The 22,312-nt window shown below is 54.4% G+C and carries 17 protein-coding genes and 1 pseudogene; 6 read left to right on the forward strand and 12 right to left on the reverse strand.

What is annotated here, in order from left to right; all coding sequences use genetic code 11:
- Window positions 1–245 precede the first annotated feature (245 nt).
- Both fdhF and yjcO read left to right on the forward strand, forming a co-directional pair.
- Window positions 246–2,393, forward strand: coding sequence for a formate dehydrogenase subunit alpha (fdhF, locus tag OGY37_RS15265; protein ID WP_081003612.1), 2,148 nt, complete (start codon window positions 246–248; stop codon window positions 2,391–2,393).
- A 91-nt stretch (window positions 2,394–2,484) separates the two neighbouring features.
- On the forward strand, window positions 2,485–3,168 hold the full coding sequence (gene yjcO / locus OGY37_RS15270; protein WP_148362562.1) for a Sel1 family TPR-like repeat protein YjcO: 684 nt from the start codon (window positions 2,485–2,487) through the stop codon (window positions 3,166–3,168).
- Between the two features lie 78 nt (window positions 3,169–3,246).
- Here yjcO and gltP read toward each other — a convergent pair whose 3' ends face one another.
- The 7 genes and pseudogenes from gltP to nrfA form a co-directional block, all read right to left on the reverse strand.
- The gene (gene gltP, locus OGY37_RS15275; RefSeq protein ID WP_003826659.1) at window positions 3,247–4,557 is read right to left on the reverse strand and encodes a glutamate/aspartate:proton symporter GltP; all 1,311 of its coding nucleotides are present in this window, start codon (window positions 4,555–4,557) and stop codon (window positions 3,247–3,249) included.
- 344 nt (window positions 4,558–4,901) lie between these two features.
- Window positions 4,902–5,513 carry a heme lyase NrfEFG subunit NrfG gene (gene nrfG, locus OGY37_RS15280; protein ID WP_286621162.1) on the reverse strand — a complete coding sequence of 204 codons (612 nt, stop codon included), beginning with the start codon at window positions 5,511–5,513 and terminating at the stop codon, window positions 4,902–4,904.
- Window positions 5,510–7,739, reverse strand: a pseudogene (gene nrfF, locus OGY37_RS15285) (heme lyase NrfEFG subunit NrfF). Before nrfF ends, nrfG begins: the two are co-directional and overlap by 4 nt.
- 8 nt (window positions 7,740–7,747) lie before the next feature.
- Window positions 7,748–8,704, reverse strand: coding sequence for a cytochrome c nitrite reductase subunit NrfD (gene nrfD / locus OGY37_RS15290; protein WP_032942109.1), 957 nt, complete (start codon window positions 8,702–8,704; stop codon window positions 7,748–7,750).
- Window positions 8,701–9,372 carry a cytochrome c nitrite reductase Fe-S protein gene (gene nrfC, locus OGY37_RS15295; protein ID WP_003031761.1) on the reverse strand — a complete coding sequence of 224 codons (672 nt, stop codon included), beginning with the start codon at window positions 9,370–9,372 and terminating at the stop codon, window positions 8,701–8,703. Before nrfC ends, nrfD begins: the two co-directional genes overlap by 4 nt.
- Entirely contained in the window at window positions 9,369–9,935 is a 567-nt protein-coding gene (nrfB, locus tag OGY37_RS15300; RefSeq protein ID WP_286621163.1) for a cytochrome c nitrite reductase pentaheme subunit, read from the reverse strand. The genes nrfC and nrfB overlap by 4 nt, the downstream gene beginning before the upstream one ends.
- 44 nt (window positions 9,936–9,979) lie before the next feature.
- The gene (gene nrfA / locus OGY37_RS15305) at window positions 9,980–11,416 is read right to left on the reverse strand and encodes an ammonia-forming nitrite reductase cytochrome c552 subunit (RefSeq protein ID WP_148362565.1); all 1,437 of its coding nucleotides are present in this window, start codon (window positions 11,414–11,416) and stop codon (window positions 9,980–9,982) included.
- Between the two features lie 434 nt (window positions 11,417–11,850).
- Between nrfA and acs the strand changes: the two genes are divergently transcribed.
- From acs to actP, 3 genes are all read left to right on the forward strand, one after another.
- Window positions 11,851–13,809: an acetate--CoA ligase gene (gene acs, locus OGY37_RS15310; RefSeq protein WP_286621164.1), complete on the forward strand. Its 1,959-nt coding sequence runs from the start codon at window positions 11,851–11,853 to the stop codon at window positions 13,807–13,809.
- Window positions 13,810–13,995: 186 nt separating this feature from the next.
- A complete protein-coding gene (locus OGY37_RS15315) occupies window positions 13,996–14,310 on the forward strand; it encodes a DUF485 domain-containing protein (RefSeq protein ID WP_003031750.1) in 315 nt (104 codons plus the stop codon).
- Window positions 14,307–15,956, forward strand: coding sequence for a cation/acetate symporter ActP (gene actP, locus OGY37_RS15320; RefSeq protein ID WP_003826641.1), 1,650 nt, complete (start codon window positions 14,307–14,309; stop codon window positions 15,954–15,956). The genes OGY37_RS15315 and actP overlap by 4 nt, the downstream gene beginning before the upstream one ends.
- A 45-nt stretch (window positions 15,957–16,001) precedes the next feature.
- On the opposite strand, the gene OGY37_RS15325 is transcribed toward actP, so the two are convergent.
- Both OGY37_RS15325 and OGY37_RS15330 read right to left on the reverse strand, forming a co-directional pair.
- Window positions 16,002–16,691, reverse strand: coding sequence for an LrgB family protein (locus OGY37_RS15325; protein WP_003826639.1), 690 nt, complete (start codon window positions 16,689–16,691; stop codon window positions 16,002–16,004).
- Complete coding sequence (locus OGY37_RS15330) at window positions 16,684–17,094, reverse strand: CidA/LrgA family protein (RefSeq protein ID WP_003826638.1); 411 nt, start codon at window positions 17,092–17,094, stop codon at window positions 16,684–16,686. Before OGY37_RS15330 ends, OGY37_RS15325 begins: the two co-directional genes overlap by 8 nt.
- Window positions 17,095–17,195: 101 nt before the next feature.
- Between OGY37_RS15330 and OGY37_RS15335 the strand changes: the two genes are divergently transcribed.
- A complete protein-coding gene (locus OGY37_RS15335; protein WP_003826636.1) occupies window positions 17,196–18,086 on the forward strand; it encodes a LysR family transcriptional regulator in 891 nt (296 codons plus the stop codon).
- 59 nt (window positions 18,087–18,145) lie between these two features.
- On the opposite strand, the gene OGY37_RS15340 is transcribed toward OGY37_RS15335, so the two are convergent.
- The 3 genes from OGY37_RS15340 to ghxP form a co-directional block, all read right to left on the reverse strand.
- A complete protein-coding gene (locus tag OGY37_RS15340; RefSeq protein ID WP_191219610.1) occupies window positions 18,146–18,637 on the reverse strand; it encodes an REP-associated tyrosine transposase in 492 nt (163 codons plus the stop codon).
- A gap of 209 nt (window positions 18,638–18,846) precedes the next feature.
- Entirely contained in the window at window positions 18,847–20,493 is a 1,647-nt protein-coding gene (locus OGY37_RS15345) for a Na+/H+ antiporter (RefSeq protein WP_286621166.1), read from the reverse strand.
- A gap of 157 nt (window positions 20,494–20,650) precedes the next feature.
- A complete protein-coding gene (gene ghxP, locus OGY37_RS15350) occupies window positions 20,651–22,000 on the reverse strand; it encodes a guanine/hypoxanthine transporter GhxP (protein ID WP_003826632.1) in 1,350 nt (449 codons plus the stop codon).
- Between the last annotated feature and the right edge of the window lie 312 nt (window positions 22,001–22,312).

Genomic DNA, 22,312 nt, shown 5'->3' on the forward strand with positions numbered 1-22,312 from the left:
TCTGCACAGAGTGACAGCGATAAGGCACAAGGATGTGCGGGAAACATAACCTCGGTCACACTGCCGGGCTGTCACGTATTGGAGATTCGTCACGTCAAATATGACGACAGCCTGTTTTTCGTCAGAGTTTTGCGCAAAATTCGCCCGTAATATCGACTAATGCCCCTGATAAAAACATGGCATAAAAGATGCATAACAAAAACGACAAGCGCGTATGCGCGATTTGATTAACTGGAGCGAGACCGATGAAAAAAGTCGTCACGGTTTGCCCATATTGCGCATCAGGTTGCAAAATCAACCTGGTGGTCGATAACGGCAAAATCGTCCGGGCTGAAGCGGCGCAGGGGAAAACCAACCAGGGTACCTTGTGTCTGAAGGGCTACTATGGCTGGGATTTTATCAATGATACCCAGATCCTGACCCCTCGTCTGAAAACCCCTATGATCCGTCGCCAGCGTGGCGGCAAACTGGAATCCGTTTCCTGGGATGAAGCGCTTGATTACGTCGCCAGTCGTCTGAGCGCCATCAAAGCGAAGTATGGCCCGGACGCTATTCAGACGACCGGTTCATCTCGCGGTACGGGTAACGAAACCAACTATGTAATGCAAAAATTCGCGCGCGCCGTTATTGGTACCAATAACGTTGACTGCTGCGCTCGCGTCTGACACGGCCCATCGGTTGCAGGTCTGCACCAATCGGTCGGTAACGGCGCAATGAGTAATGCTATCAATGAAATTGATAACACAGATTTAGTATTCATCTTCGGGTACAACCCGGCGGATTCCCACCCGATCGTGGCGAATCACGTGATTAATGCTAAACGTAACGGGGCGAAAATCATCGTCTGCGATCCGCGCAAAATTGAAACCGCGCGTATTGCCGACATGCACATCGCGTTGAAAAACGGCTCGAACATCGCGCTGCTCAACGCTATGGGTCATGTCATCATCGAAGAAAAACTGTACGACCAGGCGTTCGTCGCCTCCCGTACGGAAGGATTCGAAGAGTACAGCAAGATCGTCGAAGGCTACACGCCGGAGTCCGTCGAAGATATCACTGGCGTTAGCGCGCAGGATATTCGTCAGGCTGCACGTATGTATGCCACGGCGAAAAGCGCGGCAATCCTGTGGGGCATGGGTGTTACCCAGTTCTATCAGGGCGTGGAAACCGTGCGTTCACTGACCAGCCTCGCAATGCTGACCGGCAACCTCGGTAAGCCGAGCGTGGGCGTTAACCCGGTTCGTGGGCAGAACAACGTTCAGGGCGCATGTGACATGGGCGCGCTGCCGGATACTTATCCGGGCTATCAGTATGTGAAAGATCCGGCTAACCGCGAGAAGTTCGCTAAAGCCTGGGGCGTGGAAAGTCTGCCTGCTCATACCGGCTATCGCATCAGCGAACTGCCGCACCGTGCAGCGCATGGCGAAGTACGCGCGGCGTACATCATGGGTGAAGATCCATTACAAACCGATGCTGAACTCTCCGCAGTGCGCAAAGGCTTTGAGGATCTGGAACTGGTCATCGTGCAGGATATCTTCATGACCAAAACTGCCGCTGCCGCAGACGTTATTTTACCGTCTACGTCATGGGGTGAGCATGAAGGCGTATTCTCCGCAGCTGACCGTGGCTTCCAGCGCTTCTTTAAAGCCGTTGAGCCGAAGTGGGATCTGAAAACGGACTGGCAGATTATCAGTGAAATCGCCACCCGTATGGGCTACCCGATGCACTACAACAACACCCAGGAAATCTGGGACGAGTTGCGTCATCTATGCCCGGATTTCTACGGTGCCACTTACGAGAAAATGGGTGAACTGGGTTATATCCAGTGGCCTTGCCGCGACACCTCAGAAGCCGACCAGGGTACGTCTTATCTCTTCAAAGAGAAGTTCGACACCCCGAACGGCCTGGCGCAGTTCTTCACCTGCGACTGGGTAGCGCCAATCGACAAACTCACTGAGGAGTACCCGATGGTACTGTCTACAGTGCGTGAAGTCGGCCACTACTCTTGCCGCTCGATGACCGGTAACTGTGCGGCGTTGGCCGCGCTGGCGGATGAACCGGGCTATGCCCAGATCAACACCGCCGACGCAGAACGCCTGGGCATCCAGGATGAAGAGCTGGTGTGGGTGAACTCGCGTAAAGGCCGGGTCATTACCCGTGCGGCAGTCAGCGATCGTCCAAACAAAGGCGCGATTTACATGACCTACCAGTGGTGGATTGGCGCATGTAATGAACTGGTGACCGAGAACTTAAGCCCGATTACCAAAACGCCGGAGTACAAGTACTGTGCTGTAAACGTTGAACGCATTGCCGATCAGCGCGCTGCCGAGCAGTATGTCATTGATGAGTACACCAAGCTGAAAGCCAGCCTGCGCGAAAGCGCGATGGGTTAAGCTTCCCCTGACGGCCTCCATTCGGAGGCCGTTTTTTTATGCACATAATCTCTCTATACTGTTCATTCCCTACACTAAATCTAAATATAAGATGAAACGACTTTTCGCCTTGATGGTGTTAATGACATGCTTTGTCCATGCCGAAGAGCCCGGTAGTCAGTTTTTGAAAGCCGCCGAGTCCGGAGACCGACGTGCACAATATTTCCTCGCTGATACCTGGTTTAGCTCAGGCGATTTGGGTAAAGCGGAATATTGGGCGCAAAAAGCCGCCGACAATGGTGATGCCGATGCTTACGCATTGCTGGCTCAGATTAAGATTACCAATCCGGTCAGTCTGGATTACCCCGAGGCCAAAACGCTGGCGGAAAAAGCGACCCAGGCAGGCAGTAAAACCGGGGAAATTACGCTGGCGCGTATTCTGGTCAACACTCAGGCTGGACACACCGATTACCCCAAAGCCATTACCTTGCTGCAAAACGCCTCCGAGGACCTGGAAAACGACTCCGCCGTCGACGCGCAAATGCTGCTTGGGCTGATTTACGCCAACGGCGTGGGTATTCCCGCAGACGATGAGAAAGCGACGTGGTATTTCAAACGTAGCTCAGCCATTTCCCGCACCGGTTATTCCGAATACTGGGCCGGGATGATGTTCTTAAACGGTGAGCAGGGTTTTATCGTGAAGAATAAACAGAAGGCACTGCACTGGCTGAATTTGAGCTGTACGGAAGGATTCGATACCGGCTGCGAAGAGTTTGATAAGTTAACCAATGGGTAGCCGTTGTAGGCCTGATAAGCGTAGCGCCATCAGGCAACCCGGAGCAGGTTGCCGGATGGCGGCGTTGCCTTATCCGGCCTACAAGGCGGTCTTATCAAACTGACCTAATACTTCGCGCTCATAGGCCAGCGCTTTTTTGCGGTCAAATTTGTGTTCCCACTTGGAGATAACCAGCACCGCCAGCGCGTTACCCACCACGTTCAGCGCGGTACGCGCCATGTCGAGGATACGGTCAACACCGGCAATAAACGCCAGGCCTTCCAGCGGGATCCCCACGCTGCCCAGCGTTGCCAGCAGCACCACGAATGATACGCCCGGCACGCCCGCAATCCCTTTCGAGGTCACCATCAACGTCAACACCAGCACGATTTCCTGCCACAGCGACAGGTCGATACCATACAGCTGCGCAATAAAGATCGCGGCAATACTCTGGTACAGCGTTGAACCATCAAGGTTGAATGAGTAACCGGTCGGCACCACAAAGCTGGTGATTGAAGCCGGTGCGCCATAGGCTTCCATCTTCTCGATAATACGCGGCAGTACGCTCTCGGAGCTGGCGGTAGAGTAAGCCAGAATCAACTCGTCTTTCAGAATGCGGATCAGGATCCAGATGCTCAAACCGCAGATACGCGCGACAATCCCCAGCACCACCAGCGCGAAGAACAGGATGGCAAAGTGCACCAACAGCACCAGCTTCGCCAGCGGCCACAGGGAGGCAAAACCGAAGTTCGCGACGGTAACGGCAATCAGCGCGAAAACGCCGACTGGCGCATAGCGCATAACCATGTGGGTCACTTTAAACATGGTTTCGGAAATAGAGCGGAACACGGTAACCAGCGGCTCGCGGTGAGTTGCCGGCAGGGAAGACAAGCCTAAACCGAACAGCACCGAGAAGAAGATAATCGGCAGCATATCGCCTTTTGCCATTGAGGCGACGATATTGGTCGGCACCAGTGACAAAATTGTCCCCATCAAGCCATGTGCGTGGCTCTGTACTTCTGCAGTCGTGCTTTGATATTTCGAAATATCCACGGTCGCCAGTTGCGACATATCAATCCCGGAACCCGGCTGGAACACATTAGCCAGCGTGATCCCAAGGATAATCGCCACGGTGGTGATCACTTCGAAATAGAGAATAGTTTTAGCACCAATACGGCCCAGCTGTTTTGCATCACCGACTCCGGCGATACCGACAACCAGCGTAGAGATGACAATGGGCACAACGATCATTTTGATCAGATGGATAAAGATATCGCCCGCCGGTGACAGCAGGTTTACAACCAGCCATTCACGGCTGTCACTATGGTAATGCAGGTAACTCCCTAGCAGAATGCCCAGCACCATGGCGATTAGAATCTGCCATGCCAGGCTGACTTTCAAATTTTTCATAACAACGGACTTCCTCGATGGAGCGCTATTCCACATGCGGTGTGTGGGAATAGTACATACTGAAAGGGTATGATTTGTGTTGCGTTCGTTTATGGAGTTTTTTAACGCTTATTATCATTATCATCTGCATGGCATTCCGCGCAACCCTCTAAGAACAGGGCTTTTAGCTGAATTTATGCATAAAAATGCAATTTTGTCGCGGTATCGATGAATAACTTTTTGTTATAAAAGAATTTTAATATGTTCAAAAATGAAGAAGTCATGGCGAGAGTTTTTTTTGCTCATTTGTTCGTTTGCCTGTTTTTTAAACAGGCCAAATGATACAAATCACAAAAAAAACAAATTTATTTTTGCCGATTCTGCAATAACTTCGCCATATTAATAGAGTCAACGAGCTGTGCCCGGTTCACCCTCGGCGAGTTTAAATCCATAACCTTTTGCCACACTGAAATAGCCTGGGCGTAGTCTGCCTGCATAAACGCATCTGAGGCTAACAGCATCAGCGCGGTGACCTCTGCCGGGTCCAGCGCCAGAGCCTTATCAATCATCTCGCGAGTGGGCGGCGTCATATGTTGTCCGGCCTGGTAATACAATACCGTTGCCATCGCTGAATAGATCTCAGCATTTTCACCGCCGACACGCAGCGCCTGTTCGTAGGCCAGCAGCGCATTATGATACGCGTTTTGCCAAAGATAATACTCCCCGAGTTGCGCCCATTTCACGCCGTCCTGGGGGTTAGAGCGAATCTGCGATTGCAGCAAAAGCAGCTGTTTTTCCTGAATATTTTCATCGGAGAAAGCATGTAAAGGGTCCGCCAGTCGCGTCTGCTCCTGACGAACCGCCTGCCATTTTGGCGTCAACAAGTAGCCTCCTATGCAGGCCACAACCATCAGCACCGCCGCAGCGGTCAGTCGCTTCATGGGCATTGGGCGTAACGACGGTTCGCACTGGTTCATTGCTCACCCTCCTCCGTATGCTGACGTCTTCTCACTCGCCAGACCACCACACCTACCAGCAATAACAACAGGCACGGTAACGCCCACAGCAGCAACGTTTGCTCATTCAGCGGCGGATTATAACGAACGAAGTCACCATAACGCTCGGTCATCCATGTCGTGATCTCAGCTTCGCTTTTCCCTTCCGCCACCATGCTATAAACCTGATGGCGCATACTGACCGCTACCGGCGCATTGGATTCCAGCAAGTTTTGGTTTTGACACTGCGGGCAGCGCAGTTGGCTGGCAATAGACAGCGCTTGTTCTTGCTGCTGCGGGTTGGCAAACGTCCATGTGTCCACAACCTGGGCATGGGTAGCGAAAGTGATGAAAAACAGGAGGAGCGTTAAGAGTAAAAATTTTTTGCCGGAAGGCGCTGCGCTTATCCGGCCTACGGTTCGCGCTGCCTGTAGGCCGGATAAGGCGTTTACGCCGCCATCCGGCAACGCTGTTATTAATTTACGCATCACGCTTCCTTCCTCGCCATCCGCTCAGCAGCGCGCCAAAGACCATTAAGAGTCCCCCACCCCAAATCCAGCGCACGCCGGTCTGCACGTACAAACGCATGGCATAGCGGTCAGGTCCGGTTTTTTCACCCATTACCGCGTACCAGTCATGCATCAGATTCCAGCGGATCCCCGGCTCCATCATCTGTTGACGGCGCGCGGCATAGAAGCGCCTTTCGGGTTGCAGGCTGCCAATACGTTTCTCATTGTGCCACAGCGTGATCTGCGCTTTTTCACTGGTGTAGTTACCTTTGGCTTCCAGGTCGAGACGCTCAAAACGGAAAATGTAACCCGCCAATTCAACCTGCTGCCCAGGGCTCAGGTTCAGGCTTATCTCCTGACGGCTACCGCTGGAAAAGACGATCCCCGCCGCAAACATCAGCACCCCGGCATGCGCCAACAGTGCCGGAAGCTGGATGCGGAAAGACACGTTGCGGCTTCTGACCGTTGCCAGCACGATAACCAGCAGCATCAGCAGGCCAAAAGGCAGCGTAGCGCGGTTAAAGTACGGTGCGCCTACGGAGAGCCGTCCCCAGCCGAACAGCCCGTAAATCATCGGGTAGAGCGTGCCAATCAACACAATCAGCAGCACCGCACTAAAGAGCAGCAGCGCAACCAGAATCAGCATCTCGCGTGACCAACCGCCAAAACGCGCATTCTGCCGGACTTGCTGGCCCCGCCAGGCGTACAGCCCGAGCGACGCCAGACTCAACACGGTAAACAGCGCAAACAGCGGCGCGGCGCGGACGTTATCCAGCGCGAAAGCATGCACCGAAACGAGAATGCCGGAACGCACAATCAGCGTCCCCAGCAGCGATAAAATCAGCGTGACGATCGCCAGTAGCAGCGACCAGTGGCGGAAGATTCCGCGCTGGCGCGTGATATACAGGCTATGCAGCAGCGCGCTGGCGGAAAGCCAGGGTAATAAGGAGGCATTTTCAACCGGGTCCCAGAACCACCAGCCGCCCCAGCCCAGCTCGCAATAGGCCCACCAGGAGCCGAGGATAATCCCCAGCGTCAGCGCGCACCAGCCGGGCAGCGCCCAGCGCCAGCACACCCAGGCGCTTTGCGCATTAAAGTCACCTCGCAGCAGCGAGGCCAGCGCCACGCCTGCCGCCACCATCAAACCACCATAACCTAGGTACAGCAGCGGTGGATGGAGGATTAACCCGAGATGTTGCAGCATCGGGTTAAGGTCGCGCCCTTCAATGGCTGGCGGGAAGATACGCACAAACGGATCGGACCATACCACCACAAACAGTAGCAGCAGGGCCGTAATCATTGAGAGGACGCTAAGCGTCAGCGGAAACAGCGCGTCGGTATCACGCCGATAGCGAAGAGCAAACAGCGCGCTCCAGCCGGAAAGAAACAGCACCCACAGCAGCAGCGATCCTTCATGACCGCCCCACACCGCCGCCAGTTTTAATCCCCACGGCAGCAGGCTGTAGCTGTGCTGAGCAACGTAGACCACCGAAAAATCGCTGGTCAAAAAGCAGAATACCAGAATGGCAAAAGCCAGCAGTAGCAGGGTAAATTGCGCCCACACGCCCACCGTTGCAAGGCGCATCACCCCTTGCCAGCGCTGGCGGACACCCACCAACACGGCAAGCGGGGTCAACACGTTGACCCCAAGGCTTAATAACAGCGCCAGAAAACCGGCTTCAGGAAGGAGAACGTCCAGATATCACCTTACGCAACAGTTAGCTGACCCGCATAGAGTATAAAAAAACGCAGCAGCAGTACGCCGGTCAGGCTGGCGCCGCACACTGCCAGCACGCCATGAAACGTCGAACTGCGGTTGGCCCAGGGTTTTAGCAGCATCGGCAGTATCAGCCCAAGCCCAGCCACGCCAAGCCAGAACCACCAGGTCCAGAATCCGCCGCCCAGTGCCGCCGCCAGCGCACGCATTTTGCCGTCATCGCCCAGCGCCAGACCAACAAAGAACGCCGCCAGCAGGAAGATCTCCAGCCATACCACCGGGACTTCCATGCGATGCACAAAGTGCGCTTCGGTGCTGTGCGGGTTGCTACGATGGCGTAACGCCATGGCGATCAGCGCCACCGCGGCCCCGGAGGAGATCCCGGAGAACAGAAACAGCACCGGCAGGATCGGGTTATTCAGGAACGGGTAGGATTTCAGCGCTGACAGCAGGAACCCGGTGTACGCCCCGAGCAGGACTGCCAGCACCAGCATTAACGTCTCAAGCGCACGATGAAACGGCGCGATCAGCGTCAATACTTTCTGCACGATACCTAACCGCGGCAGCCAGCGCTGTTGCAGAGCAATCACCTCTTTTTCAAAGATTTTTGCCAGCCACAGCACCAACACCACCATGTACAACTGGAACAGCATGACCCCCATCGACATCACCGAAGTGAAGCTGTAGTGGAACATCAGTTTCCAGAAAGTCCATGGACGCGTCAGGTGGAACACCAGAATTAACAGACCGAGGATAATCGCCCCCGGTCCTAACACCAGAGTAGTGCGCAGCAGCGTGCTGTCCGAACCGCCCGCCTCCGGATGGAAGCGACGCAGCAGAATCGCCAGCGTGACCAGTCCGGCAGAGATACCTATCAGGAACAGATAGATGGCAATGGGCCAGTCCCACACCAATGATTCAAAATGAAATGCAGAAGCGGATGTCATTGGCTCACCTCCCCAAATTTAAAGGGAACGCGGTAGACCTTCGGTTTTGTACCCAACGCCAGCTTGTAACGGTAGGTCGTTTTCTGCTGCAACAAACGGGAGATATCGCTGTTGGGATCGTCCAGATTACCAAACGTCAGCGCCTTCGTCGGACATGACTCAACGCAGGCGGGCTGTTTGCCCGCTTTAAGGTTGGTTTTCCGGCAGAAATCGCATTTATCCGCCGTTTTGCTCACCGGATGGATAAAGCGCACGCGATAAGGACACGCGGCGATGCAGTACTGGCAGCCAACACAAAGGTCCGGGTTCACATCCACAATGCCGCTGGCGGCATCGCGATACGATGCCCCCGTCGGGCAGACGTCAACGCAGGGAGCGTGGTCGCAGTGCTGGCACGAGTGACGGAAGAAGCGATACTTCACATCAGGAAACGTACCCTGTGGCTCACTGCGAATAATCGTCAGACGCGATACGCCTTCCGGCACGTTGTTGACTTCGCGACAAGCATCCATACAGGCCGTACAGCCGATGCATAATGACTCATCATGTACCATACCGTAACGCACGCCGTTGATGTTCAGCGTCTTCGCCACAACGCGCCCCGCCGTCCCGCTCACTGCCACCAGCGCGCCGACGCCGGTGATAAACTGGCGACGAGAGCAACTCATGGATGCTCCTTAAGCAACGGAATCGACGCCGGATTAAAGTTCGGATTGTTACGCTGATCGCTGTGGCAATCGACGCAAATCTTGATCCGTCCTTTATCGCTCAGCGTTTGCATCGTGTCTTGCTTCGGATGCAGTGAGTGACAGCTGGCACACGCCACTTTGGTTACGTGGACATCGTGCGGCCAGAACGCTTTTTGCAGCTGCTCAGGCAGGTGACAGGACATACAGACGCTGTTCTGCTGCTCCACGTTGTACATCGGCTCATTAAAGCGCATCACATCTTTCACCCCTTCACGGTGGTTCAGTGACGGCTGGCCGTGACAGTTGGTGCAGGTGACCGGCAGTTTGTTATTCGGGTTGATGACTTCCGCATGCTTACCATGCATGCCTTCGGTATCTGGCTTGTGACAGTCCAGACAGGCGGCATCCGGATTACGCTGTTGGGTAACCGTCCAGCGTTGATCCGACTCCTGCGGCGTTGGCGTGGCAGTGATTCCACTCAGGCTCCATAACAGGCCTGACGCCAGCACCCCAGCAGTTAATAACGAACGTAATACGCTCATATTCACTCCGTTGAGTTATCCGCCCCTTGCGGGGCGAAATGGGGTTATTGGCTTAACAGACCGTTTTTACGCGCCTGTTCTTCCCACTGCGGAATCACCGTTTTGATGAAGTCCTGCTTCTCAGCATTGATTTGCTGCATGTTCAGACCAATCGCCGCCTGGGCTTTCTCTTTGGTCGAGATATCCGGCAACGGAATTTCATGCGTGATGCCTTTGGTCGCCAGCAGACGGACCAGTTTGGTACGCGCGTCAGCGGCTTTATCCAGTGCGCTACCCAGCATCCGCAGGCCTTCTTCCGGGGCGTGCATGTGAATGCCGTGTGAGGCGATAGACAGGTCCCAGCGCCATTGTGCGTGACGGATATCTTCCAGAATCGGCTTCATTTCCGCTTCGGTTGCGCCCGCATCCCATGCGGCTTTCGCTTCGAAGTGCGCACGCACCAGCTGATCTTCAACCTTGATTTTCAGGTCATGAATGGCCTGTTTACGCTCGGCGACCACTTTTTGCAGGGACGCTTTGTCCTGGGTGTGGCAGTTCGCGCAGGTCTGAGGGAAGTTATCGAACGGGTTACCAATCTTATGGTCGGTGTAGATCTTGCCTTCCGCGTTTTGCACTTTCGGCATGTGGCAGTCGATACAGGTCACGTTGTTCTTGCCGTGAATGCCCGCGCTCCAGGTTTCATACTCCGGGTGCTGCGCTTTCAGCATCGGCGTTTTAGACAGGGAGTTGGTCCAGTCAGAGAAAGCAATGTTGTCGTAGTATTTCTCCATGTTCTCGACTTTCATGCCGTCGTCCCACGGGAACTTAACGGCTTTGTTTTTACCGTCGAAGTAGTATTCCACGTGGCACTGGCCGCAGACCATGGATTGCTGGTCAAAGCGACCGGCTTTCTCAAACGGTTTGCCGATGGTTTCCATCGCGCGTTCTGCATAAGGACGCGACAGGGTCAGTTCCGGCTTGCCTTTGGCGAAGTCTGGTGACGCGGTGTTATGGCAATCTGCGCAACCGAGGTTGTTAACAATTTCCGGGCCGCCGCGCGCCCATTTACCGTGGAAGTAGCCATCTTCGCCGTCTTTCTGGATAAGACGCGCTACGTCCGGGCTTTTACAGCTCCAGCAGGCCATCGGCAGCGGACCATCTTCTGCCGTTTTTGGTGCGCCGGTACGTAAGGTTTCACGCACATCAGTCACGGCATACGCGTGTCCACGCGGTTTGTTGTAATCGCGCGAGAATGGATATCCCGCCCACAGGATCACCAGACGCGGATCTTCTGCCAGCGCATCTTCACGGGCTGATTGCTCAGACGTGGCTTTCCAGGAGAGATATTGATCGGGATGCTGAGGCGCGAAGGTTTCATTCTTCGCTTCAACGGTGACGGTTTTTGCGGGTACAGGAGTTTGTTCAGCGTGAACAGCAGAGATAAATAATAAAGGTAATAACAGGCTGAAGAAACGGCGTACGCGTGATTTTATCCTTGCCATAGGGGTCTCATCCAGATGACGCCATTATCTGCAATGGCGATTCTTTTATTGTTTTCCATAACAGCAACCACACGAATACTGTTATGACATTGCTCCACCCTATTTGTAACAAGAAACCACACTGAAAATGTTGTTTTTAATCAATTGTAAGTGTATGTAAAATACCACTTTAGAGTTATAACACCCCTCTAACCTCTCACTCTTTTGTCTAATTCAGAGACAGATCACCTTTTCAACAATCCTTTAGATAACTGCATGTTATCGCGAGATTTGATCAATTTTTGCTAGTTCCCTTCAAAATTCAGTTTGTCGCTAATTTGCACAATTCGTTTATTGCGTGATCTGCCGCGCAAATACTAAACAAAACTCTCAAAGCCCCTACATTTAACGTTTATGAGACATATTATTAACATCCTACAAGGAGAACAAAAGCCATGAGCCAAATACATAAACACGCTATTCCCGCAAACATTGCGGATCGTTGCCTGATAAATCCGGAGCAGTACGCAGAGAAATACCAGCAATCCGTTAACGAATCCGACACATTTTGGGGCGAGCAGGGAAAGATTCTTGATTGGATCAAGCCGTACAGCCAGGTGAAGAACACCTCCTTCGCACCAGGCAACGTGTCTATTAAATGGTACGAAGACGGCACCCTGAACCTGGCCGCAAACTGCCTTGACCGCCACCTGCAGGCAAACGGCGATCGTACCGCCATTATCTGGGAAGGCGATGACGCTACCCAAAGCAAAAACATTACCTATCGCGAGTTGCATCGCGATGTCTGCCGTTTCGCCAATACGCTACTGGATTTAGGCATTAAAAAAGGTGACGTGGTGGCCATTTATATGCCGATGGTGCCAGAGGCTGCGGTTGCCATGCTGGCCTGTGCCCGCATTGGGGCCGTGCATTCTGTCATCTTCGGCGGTTTCTCACCGGAAGCCGTCGCCGGACGTATTATCGACTCCAATTCACGCCTGGTGATCACCGCCGACGAAGGCGTACGCGCCGGGCGCGCTATCCCACTGAAAAAGAACGTGGATGATGCGCTGAAAAATCCAAACGTGAAAACCGTTGAACATGTGGTCGTCCTCAAACGTACCGGTGGTAAAACGGAGTGGCAGGAAGGCCGTGACCTGTGGTGGTCCGATCTTATAGAGAAAGCCAGCTCAGAACACCAACCGGAAGAGATGAACGCGGAAGATCCGCTGTTTATCCTGTATACCTCCGGTTCAACCGGCAAGCCGAAAGGCGTGCTGCACACTACCGGCGGGTATCTGGTCTACGCTGCAACCACCTTTAAGTACGTGTTTGATTACCATCAGGGTGATATCTATTGGTGTACCGCTGACGTGGGTTGGGTAACCGGGCACAGTTACCTGCTGTACGGTCCGCTGGCCTGCGGCGCAACCACGCTGATGTTCGAAGGCGTGCCAAACTGGCCAACGCCTGCGCGTATGTCGCAGGTTGTGGACAAGCACCAGGTCAATATTCTGTATACCGCACCGACCGCCATTCGCGCCCTGATGGCGGAAGGCGATAAAGCGATTGAAGGTACTGACCGTTCGTCGCTGCGTATCCTGGGTTCGGTTGGCGAGCCGATCAACCCGGAAGCGTGGGAGTGGTACTGGAAGAAGATCGGCAACGAAAAATGCCCGGTCGTCGATACCTGGTGGCAGACCGAAACCGGGGGATTCATGATCACCCCACTGCCGGGCGCTACCGAGCTGAAAGCCGGTTCTGCAACCCGTCCGTTCTTTGGCGTACAGCCTGCGATTGTCGATAACGAAGGTAATCCGCTGGAAGGCGCGACGGAAGGAAACCTGGTGATTACCGACTCGTGGCCAGGCCAGGCGAGAACGCTGTTTGGCGATCACGAACGCTTTGAGCAAACCTACTTCTCTACCTTCAAGAATATGTACTTCAGCGGCGACGGCGCGCGCCGTGACGAAGATGGCTATTACTGGATCACCGGACGTGTGGACGATGTGCTGAACGTCTCCGGCCACCGTCTGGGAACGGCTGAAATCGAATCAGCGCTGGTGTCGCATCCGAAGATTGCTGAAGCCGCAGTGGTCGGTATCCCGCATAACATTAAAGGTCAGGCGATCTACGCCTACGTCACGCTGAATCACGGTGAAGAGCCGTCACCTGAGTTGTACGCCGAGGTTCGCAACTGGGTGCGTAAAGAAATTGGCCCGTTGGCAACGCCAGACGTGCTGCACTGGACCGACTCACTGCCGAAAACCCGCTCCGGCAAAATCATGCGCCGTATCCTGCGTAAAATCGCGGCGGGCGATACCAGCAATCTGGGCGATACCTCGACCCTCGCCGATCCTGGCGTAGTTGAGAAACTGCTCGAAGAGAAGCAGGCCATCGCGATGCCATCATAACCTTAACCGTGAAATGCCCGATGGCGCGCTGCTTATCGGGCCTACAAACCCTATCCCTACCCCTCCCCTGACCGGGAGGGAAATATAAAAACCCTCCCCCAAAGGATTTCGCGTTGCAGGACTGCGACAGCAGCCAGGTCATGCCTGCTGCGCGAAAGACGAAGGGGACCTCTGGAGAGCTCTGTGATGAATGACCAAATTTATCAGCGGATAGAAGACAGTGCGCGTTTCAGGGAGTTAGTGGAAAAACGGCAACGGTTTGCCACCATTCTTTCCATCATCATGCTGGCAGTTTATATCAGCTTTATTTTATTGATTGCCTTTGCGCCGGGCTGGCTGGGTACTCCGCTACACGCGGGAACCAGCGTCACCCGCGGTATTCCGATTGGGGTCGGTGTGATCCTTATCTCCTTCATCCTGACCGGGATCTACATCTGGCGGGCAAACGGTGAATTCGATCGCCTGAACAATGCGGTTCTGCACGAGGTTAAAGCATCATGAAGAGAGTCCTGACGGCGCTTGCCGCCACGCTGCCCTTCGCCGCAAACGCGGCGGATGCTATTAGCGGTGCAGTCCAGCGCCAGCCAACCAACTGGCAGGCGATTATCATGTTCCTGATTTTCGTCATCTTTACGCTCGGCATTACCTACTGGGCGTCAAAGCGCGTACGTTCGCGTAATGACTACTACACCGCTGGCGGTAACATCACCGGTTTCCAGAACGGGCTGGCGATTGCGGGCGACTATATGTCGGCGGCATCGTTCCTCGGGATTTCCGCGCTGGTGTTTACCTCGGGTTATGACGGGCTGATCTATTCCCTCGGCTTCCTGGTTGGCTGGCCAATTATCCTGTTTCTGATTGCTGAGCGTTTGCGTAACCTGGGTCGTTACACCTTTGCCGACGTTGCGTCTTATCGTCTGAAGCAAGGGCCAATCCGTATTCTGTCCGCCTGTGGTTCCCTGGTGGTGGTTGCGCTGTATCTGATCGCGCAGATGGTTGGTGCAGGTAAGCTGATTGAGCTGCTGTTTGGTCTGAACTATCACATCGCTGTCGTACTGGTCGGCGTGCTGATGATGATGTACGTGCTGTTTGGCGGCATGCTGGCGACCACCTGGGTACAGATCATCAAAGCCGTACTGTTGCTGTTCGGCGCCAGCTTTATGGCCTTTATGGTGATGAAGCACGTCGGCTTTAGCTTCAATAATCTGTTCACCGAAGCGATGGCGGTACACCCGAAAGGCTCTGCCATTATGAGCCCTGGCGGGTTGGTAAAAGACCCAATCTCCGCGCTGTCATTGGGCCTGGGCCTGATGTTTGGTACGGCAGGCTTGCCGCACATCCTGATGCGCTTCTTCACGGTTAGCGATGCCCGCGAAGCACGTAAGAGCGTGTTCTACGCCACCGGTTTTATGGGTTATTTCTACATCCTGACCTTTATCATCGGCTTTGGCGCAATCATGCTGGTAGGTGCTAATCCGGCGTACAAAGATGCTGCGGGCGCGCTGATTGGCGGTAATAACATGGCGGCGGTTCACCTGGCGAATGCGGTAGGCGGTAACCTGTTCCTCGGCTTCATCTCAGCAGTGGCCTTTGCCACCATCCTGGCGGTGGTTGCCGGCCTGACGTTGGCGGGCGCATCGGCGGTTTCTCACGACCTGTACGCCAACGTATTCCGTAAAGGCGCAACTGAACGTGAAGAGCTGCGAGTCTCGAAAATTACCGTACTGGTGCTGGGCGTGATTGCTATTCTGCTCGGCGTGCTGTTTGAGAACCAGAACATCGCCTTCATGGTGGGCCTGGCGTTTGCTATCGCGGCCAGCTGCAACTTCCCTATCATTCTGCTCTCCATGTACTGGTCAAAACTGACCACGCGTGGCGCAATGTTGGGTGGCTGGTTAGGCCTGCTGACGGCGGTTGTGCTGATGGTGCTTGGCCCAACGATTTGGGTCCAGATCCTCGGACACGAAAAAGCCATTTTCCCGTATGAGTATCCGGCGCTGTTCTCCATCAGCGTAGCATTCCTCGGGATCTGGTTCTTCTCAGCCACCGACAACTCAGAAGAAGGCAACCGCGAACGCGAGCAGTTCCGTGCTCAGTTCATCCGTTCCCAGACCGGGTACGGCGTAGAACAAGGTCGCGCGCACTAACTTCCCTTCTCCTCCGGCTTTCGGGCCGGAGGATTACATCCTTTCTCAGAACATCAGCTTCGCCACCAGTGGTGCCACCAGCACCATCACCACGCCGGAAAGCATCATCACCAGGCTGGCAACGACCCCTTCCTGCTGACCGAGCTCATAAGAGCGTGCCGTGCCTGCGCCGTGCGATGCTGCGCCAAATCCTGCGCCTTTCGCCATCCCTTCACGAATGGAAAGCCGTAAAAACAGCACATCGCCGACCGCCATACCAAATACGCCGGTCACCACCACGAACAATGCCACCAGGTCCGGCTGCCCGCCCAACGGTTCTGCTGCCGCCAGCGCAAACGGTGTGGTGACGGAGCGCACCGCCAGACTGCGTTGGATCTCATCAGGCAACATAAACAGGCGCGCCAGCCATACGGAACTGGTGACGGCCACCAGCGTTGCCGTTACCACGCCCGCCGTCAGCGACATCCAGTGACGCTTAATCACGGCAAGGTTGTCATACACCGGAACGGCAAAGGCGATGGTAGCCGGGCCTAACAGCCACAGCAACCAGTGCGATTCACCAATATAGTTTTGCCAGGAGATATGGCCGAAAACCAGCATCAGCACCAGCAGGGCCGGGGTGAGAACTAATGGCATCAGGGGTAATTTACGAAAACGGCGATACAGACGCTTATTGGCAAAGTAGATACCCAGCGTAATCACCAGACACAATACGCTTAACTGGAAATTACTCACGGTTTAGCCTGCGCATTTCATAGCGATACACTTTATCCACGACCCACGCCGTTGCGCCGAGCACCATCAGCGTACTGATCGCAATCACGGCAAATATACGCCAGCCATCAACCAGCAACAGCTGCGTGTAGTTCACAACGGCGACCACCGCCGGGACAAAAAACAGAAGCATTTCAGCCAGTAACCAGCGAGCACCTGCGCGAATCCAGTTCAGCGGGATAACCCGACAGACAATTAACGCCAGCATCAGCACCATCCCTACCAGGTTGGCAGGAAGCGGCAGATGCAGCCAGGAGACAAGATATTGAGCAAATACAAAGAGACCTGCATACAACAGAACCTGAACGGGGATCTGGAGTCGATGAATAACGGCAGGCGTCACGCGGCTTATCGCCACAGCCATGAGGGTATGTCCTTAAAAAATAGAGAGCGCCAGTATAGAGAGCCCCCGTCCAGGACTGAAATGAATTAAACTCATTGCAGGCATAGTCTTAAGGAATAATCATGGATATCAGAACACTGCGATATTTTGTTGAGGTGGTTCGTCAGCAGAGCTTTACCCGCGCAGCGGAGAAGCTTTTTGTCACCCAGCCCACCATCAGCAAGATGTTGAAGAACCTTGAAGACGAGCTTAACTGCACGCTGTTAATCCGCGACGGTCGGCGACTGCTGTTAACCGACACCGGGCAGGTCGTTTTCGAACGCGGCCTGGCGATCCTTGCCGAGTTTCGCCAGCTTGAAGCGGAACTCAGTGACATTAATCACCTCAACAAGGGCGTGTTGCGCCTCGGTATCCCGCCCATGGTGGGGATGTTGATGGCCGGGCCGATCGGCCTGTTTCGCCAGCGCTATCCCGGCGTGGAGCTGAAGGTCTCTGAATTTGGCGGCTTAACCGTTCAGCAGGCGGTAATGAACGGTGACCTGGATGTCGCGATGACCGCGCTGCCGGTTGAAGAAGAGAGCGGTCTGGCAACCCTGCCGCTTTTTAGCCATCCACTCTGCGTGTTGGTTCCTCGCTCCGGTCAGTGGACAACGTGCGAATCCATTCCCCCTGAGGCGCTGGCGGAACATCCGCTGCTTATCTACAACGAAGATTTCGCGTTGAGCCGCCAATTGCTTGAGCTGTTTAGCCAACACAACGTCAAGCCCCGCATCGCGGTGCGCAGCGGGCAGTGGGATTTTCTGGCGGCAATGGTACAAGCCGGAGTCGGGATTGCCATTTTACCGGAACCGATTTGCCAGCGGCTAGATAAGCAAACGTTGCGCTGGATCCCTCTGGAGAGTGATTTACGCTGGCAGTTGGGCATGATTTGGCGCGAAGGCGTGTATCTGTCGCACAGCGCCCAGGCGTGGCTCAAGTGCTGTGAAGGGTTTTGGCTACCGCAAGCGTCGTAAAATACCGGATGCGGCCTACATCGGTATGCCGGTCTTGTAGGCCTGATAAGCGTAGCGCATCAGGCACGTTCACCCGCATTAAAATCCATTATTTCACCTGCCCAATCTTGCGGGTACAAACCGTGCCTCACATCACGATGAAATGTTGAAAAAGGCCAGTCCTGTACCTGCTTTACCCAACCGTGCTTCACCGGGTTAATGTAAATATAATCAATATGCTGGCGATAATCATGTTCATCACGGATGGTGTGCTCCCAAAAGCGAGATTGCCAGATATGTCGGGAAGACAATGAGTGGGTGAAATGCTTCTTAATTTCCCGCCAGCGAGAGGAATAATCCGCATCATTGTCAGGTAACGTCCATATGCAATGCATATGCTCGGGTAAAACGACCCACGCATTAATGCGAAAAGGCCTAACCTTTTTGACCGCAGCGATTGCACACCGAAGCGCGTGAATGTTGGCAGTCAGAAGATGGCTTCGACGGTCCTGCAGATTTACCGTAAAAAACCAGGTTCCCCCATTGATGTAATTTCGTCGATAGTTGGACATGTTTCCCCCTTTCCTCAACCGTATGGAGAAAAGAGGGAATCAACAAGAGGGATGGATTCGTTCAGGAAAGCCGCTCGCAAATTACACGATGAATAATTTCTTGCAGCCAGTTGCGCGCCATTTGGCACACCCTTCGCCGGATGCGGTTAGCGCCTTATCCGGCCTACATCGCTATTTCCGGTCTTGTAGGCCGCATCAGGCACTACCGTTTACTGATTCTCGATCAACAGCGCTTCCAGCAAATCCAGGTCGTGCAGTAATTTTTGCAGCGTTTCATTGCTGATTTCACGCGTGGCGCGCAGGTGATAAAGCTCCGCGCGTTCTGAACGTAGCGCTGCCAGGCGGAAACGCCGTTCGAGGTTTTCTTCCTGCATCGAGCTTTCCACATCGTTGCGCCCGTCGGCGCGTCGGCGCAGGTTACCAATCACGCGTGAACTCACCTCGGTGAGCAACTGGTTATCGATGTTCTCTTCGGTGTCCGCGGCCAGTCGCTCCTCCATTTTCTGGATCGCGACAATCGCCACTTCTGCCGTGGCAGCGCGGGCAATACGTTCCTCTTTCTGCTGCTGCGAGTGGTCTGCCACTTCCAGATGTTGTAGCAGAATCGGCAGCATCACCACGCCAACAAACAGCGAGAACAGAATCACGCCAGCGGCAAGGAAGATCAGCTCATATCGCGCGGGGAAGCCGCTACCGTCCGGTAACAACAGCGGAATGGAGAGCACACCGGCGAGGGTAATTGCCCCACGCACGCCTGCAAAAGAGGCGATCAGGATTTCACGCGTCGTCCAGGATCCAAACTCCATCGGCTTTTTCTTCAGGAAGCGCAGACTGAACTTCTTCATGGTCCACAGCCAGCCAAAACGTACCAACATCAGCGCCACGTAAATCAGCACGATATCGGTAAACAGCATCCAGATTTCAACATTCGGATCGGCCTCGGCCGCCGCCAAAGAAGACTCCAGAATTCCCGGTAACTGTAGCCCTAACAGCAAGAAGACCATGCCGTTAAATACAAACTCCAGCATCGCCCAGGTACTGTTAGCACGTAAACGCATCGCCAGCGGCGCGCGGCGCATCACCCCGGAACGGGTGATCGTCATCCCGGCAGCGACCGCCGCGAGGATACCGGAAACGCCGATATGTTCCGCAATCAGGTAAGACGCAAACGGCAGCAGGAACAGCAGGACGATTTGCGTTGCCGGCTCGTCACCGCCCCAGCGGCTGAGGAAGCGCAGGGAGCGGCCGTACAGCCAACTGACGACAAAACCAGCCAGGATGCCCCCAATCGCCACTTTGAAGAACTCAAGCGTTGCGCCACCAACGGTGAATACCATCGTGCCCATCGCCACGGCGACGGCAAACTTCAGAGAGACCAGACCGGAGGCGTCGTTCATCAACGCTTCGCCCTGCAGGATACCCATGATTTTCTTCGGTATACGTCCCTCTCCCACAATGCCGGAAAGTGCGACGGCATCGGTTGGCGATAGCACAGCAGCCAGCGCAAAGGCTGGGATGAGAGGGATCCCCGGCACCAGCCAGTAAATCATAAAGCCAATGCCGACCACCGTGACCAGTACCAGCGCCAGTGCCAGGCCGAAAATCTCTCGCCCGTGCTCGAGAAACTCACGCGTTGGCGTCTTCCAGCCATCGGCAAAGAGCAGCGGCGGGATGAACAGAACCAGGAACAGCTCAGGATCGAATTCCACATGCAAACCAAACGTCGGCCACGCCAGCAAGGCGCCGATGGCGATCTGCATAAGGGGTAAAGGAAGTTGGAAGGGCAATACGCGAGTAAATACCCCCGACAGCGAGACCACAAGGGTCATGATGAGTATGGTGAAAAAGATTTCCATGCGTTCCCTGTTTGCGATGTTTCTTATGATTGCTAATGAGAGGCGTCGTGCCTCAATTCTATCTAATTGAGAGTAACGCAAAAGACAACGAGTGTGTTCTGAAAATGAAAACGGGCGGCCAAAGCCACCCGTTTTTAGGATCGTCAGGAAATCAGAATCAGATAGCCCAACCGCCGGCGTAGAAGGCCACCAGCGCGATGGCGATCACCACGGTGCCGATGTTCAGTTTGCGCCATTCACCAGAAACGATGCGGCCAATTACCAGGGTGGCAAAGCCAATCATGATGCCGGTAACGATGTTACAGGTCAGCACGATAAATACGGCCGTAACCAGTCCTGCCATTGCGTCGACAAAGTCAGCAAAGTCGATTTTCGCGACGTTGCTCAGCATCAACAGGCCCACATACATCAGCGCAGGTGCCGTTGCGTACACAGGTACAAGATAAGAGAGCGGAGAGAGGAACAGAATCAGCAGGAACAGTACGCCAACGGTGATCGCTGTCAGGCCGGTTTTACCGCCTGCCGCCGTACCCGCTGCGGATTCAATGTAAACCGCCGCCGGAGCTGCACCCACCAGACCAGAGAACACGCTGCTCAGGGAGTCAGTGGTCAGCGCTTTGCCACCGTCGATAATCTGTCCGTCTTTATCCAGCAGATTCGCCTGTCCGGCTACCGCGCGGATGGTTCCGGTTGCATCGAAGACAGCGGTCATGACCAGCGCCAGCACGCTCGGCAGGACAATCGGGTTCAGTGCCCCCATGATATCCAGGCTGCCGATCAACGAGTTGCCGTTTTCATCACTCAGAGACGGCATAGCAAAAATGCCGGAGAAATGCACGGCCGGGTCGAAAATCAGACCAACCACGGAAATACCGATAATGGTCAGCAGAATGCCACCCGGTACTTTCAGTTTTTCGAGGCCAATAATCACCGCCAGACCAATCAACGACATAATGACCGGGAAAGTATCGAAGTCACCCAGCGCAACCGGCAGGCCGTCCAGCGGGTTCTTAATCACCAGGCCAACACCGTTTGCCGCAATCAGCAGCAGGAACAGGCCGATACCAATCCCCGTGCCATGCGCAACGCCCTGCGGCAGATTGCGCAGGATCCAGCTACGGATACCGGTCGCGGAAATGATGGTAAACAGGACACCCATCAGGAACACCGCACCCAGCGCAACGGGCACGCTAATATGTTGGCCCAGCACCAGACTGAATGCGGTAAATGCGGTCAGAGAAATGGCGCAACCAATTGCCAGCGGCAGGTTTGCCCACAGGCCCATCACGATTGAACCGACGCCTGCGACCAGACAGGTCGCCACAAATACAGCAGCAGGCGGGAACCCGGCTTTACCCAGCATCCCCGGAACCACGATAACGGAGTAGACCATGGCCAGGAAGGTCGTTAATCCGGCAACGACTTCCTGACGAACGGTACTGCCGCGGAGCGAAATTTTAAACCAGGCGTCGAGTGAACCGCCGGTACGCGCTGAAGGCGTAGACATAGAAAACATCCCCTGAGAGTTTATTTTTTCGTCATTATGCGTGCTGGACAATCCACTGCCTGCTAAACGTTTTCTCCATGTGCCAGGTTTGCGTCAATAGGGGTGTCGCAAAAAAGCAAACGTTTAGCTCCGCGCATAAAAAACGGGTGGTAAAAAAAAGCAAACGATTATCCAGCGATCATACGCTGGTTTTCAACTGAACTTTGCCGCTTTTTACTCATTTCTTCTTATAACGCGCAAAAAATAACCAGTCGATGCGCAAACGTTATCGTCAATGCGCAATTTGGCAACAAATTTCGCGGAGTTATTACA

The organism is Citrobacter sp. Cpo030, from assembly GCF_030333005.1.
Classification (GTDB): Bacteria; Pseudomonadota; Gammaproteobacteria; order Enterobacterales; family Enterobacteriaceae; genus Citrobacter; species Citrobacter portucalensis.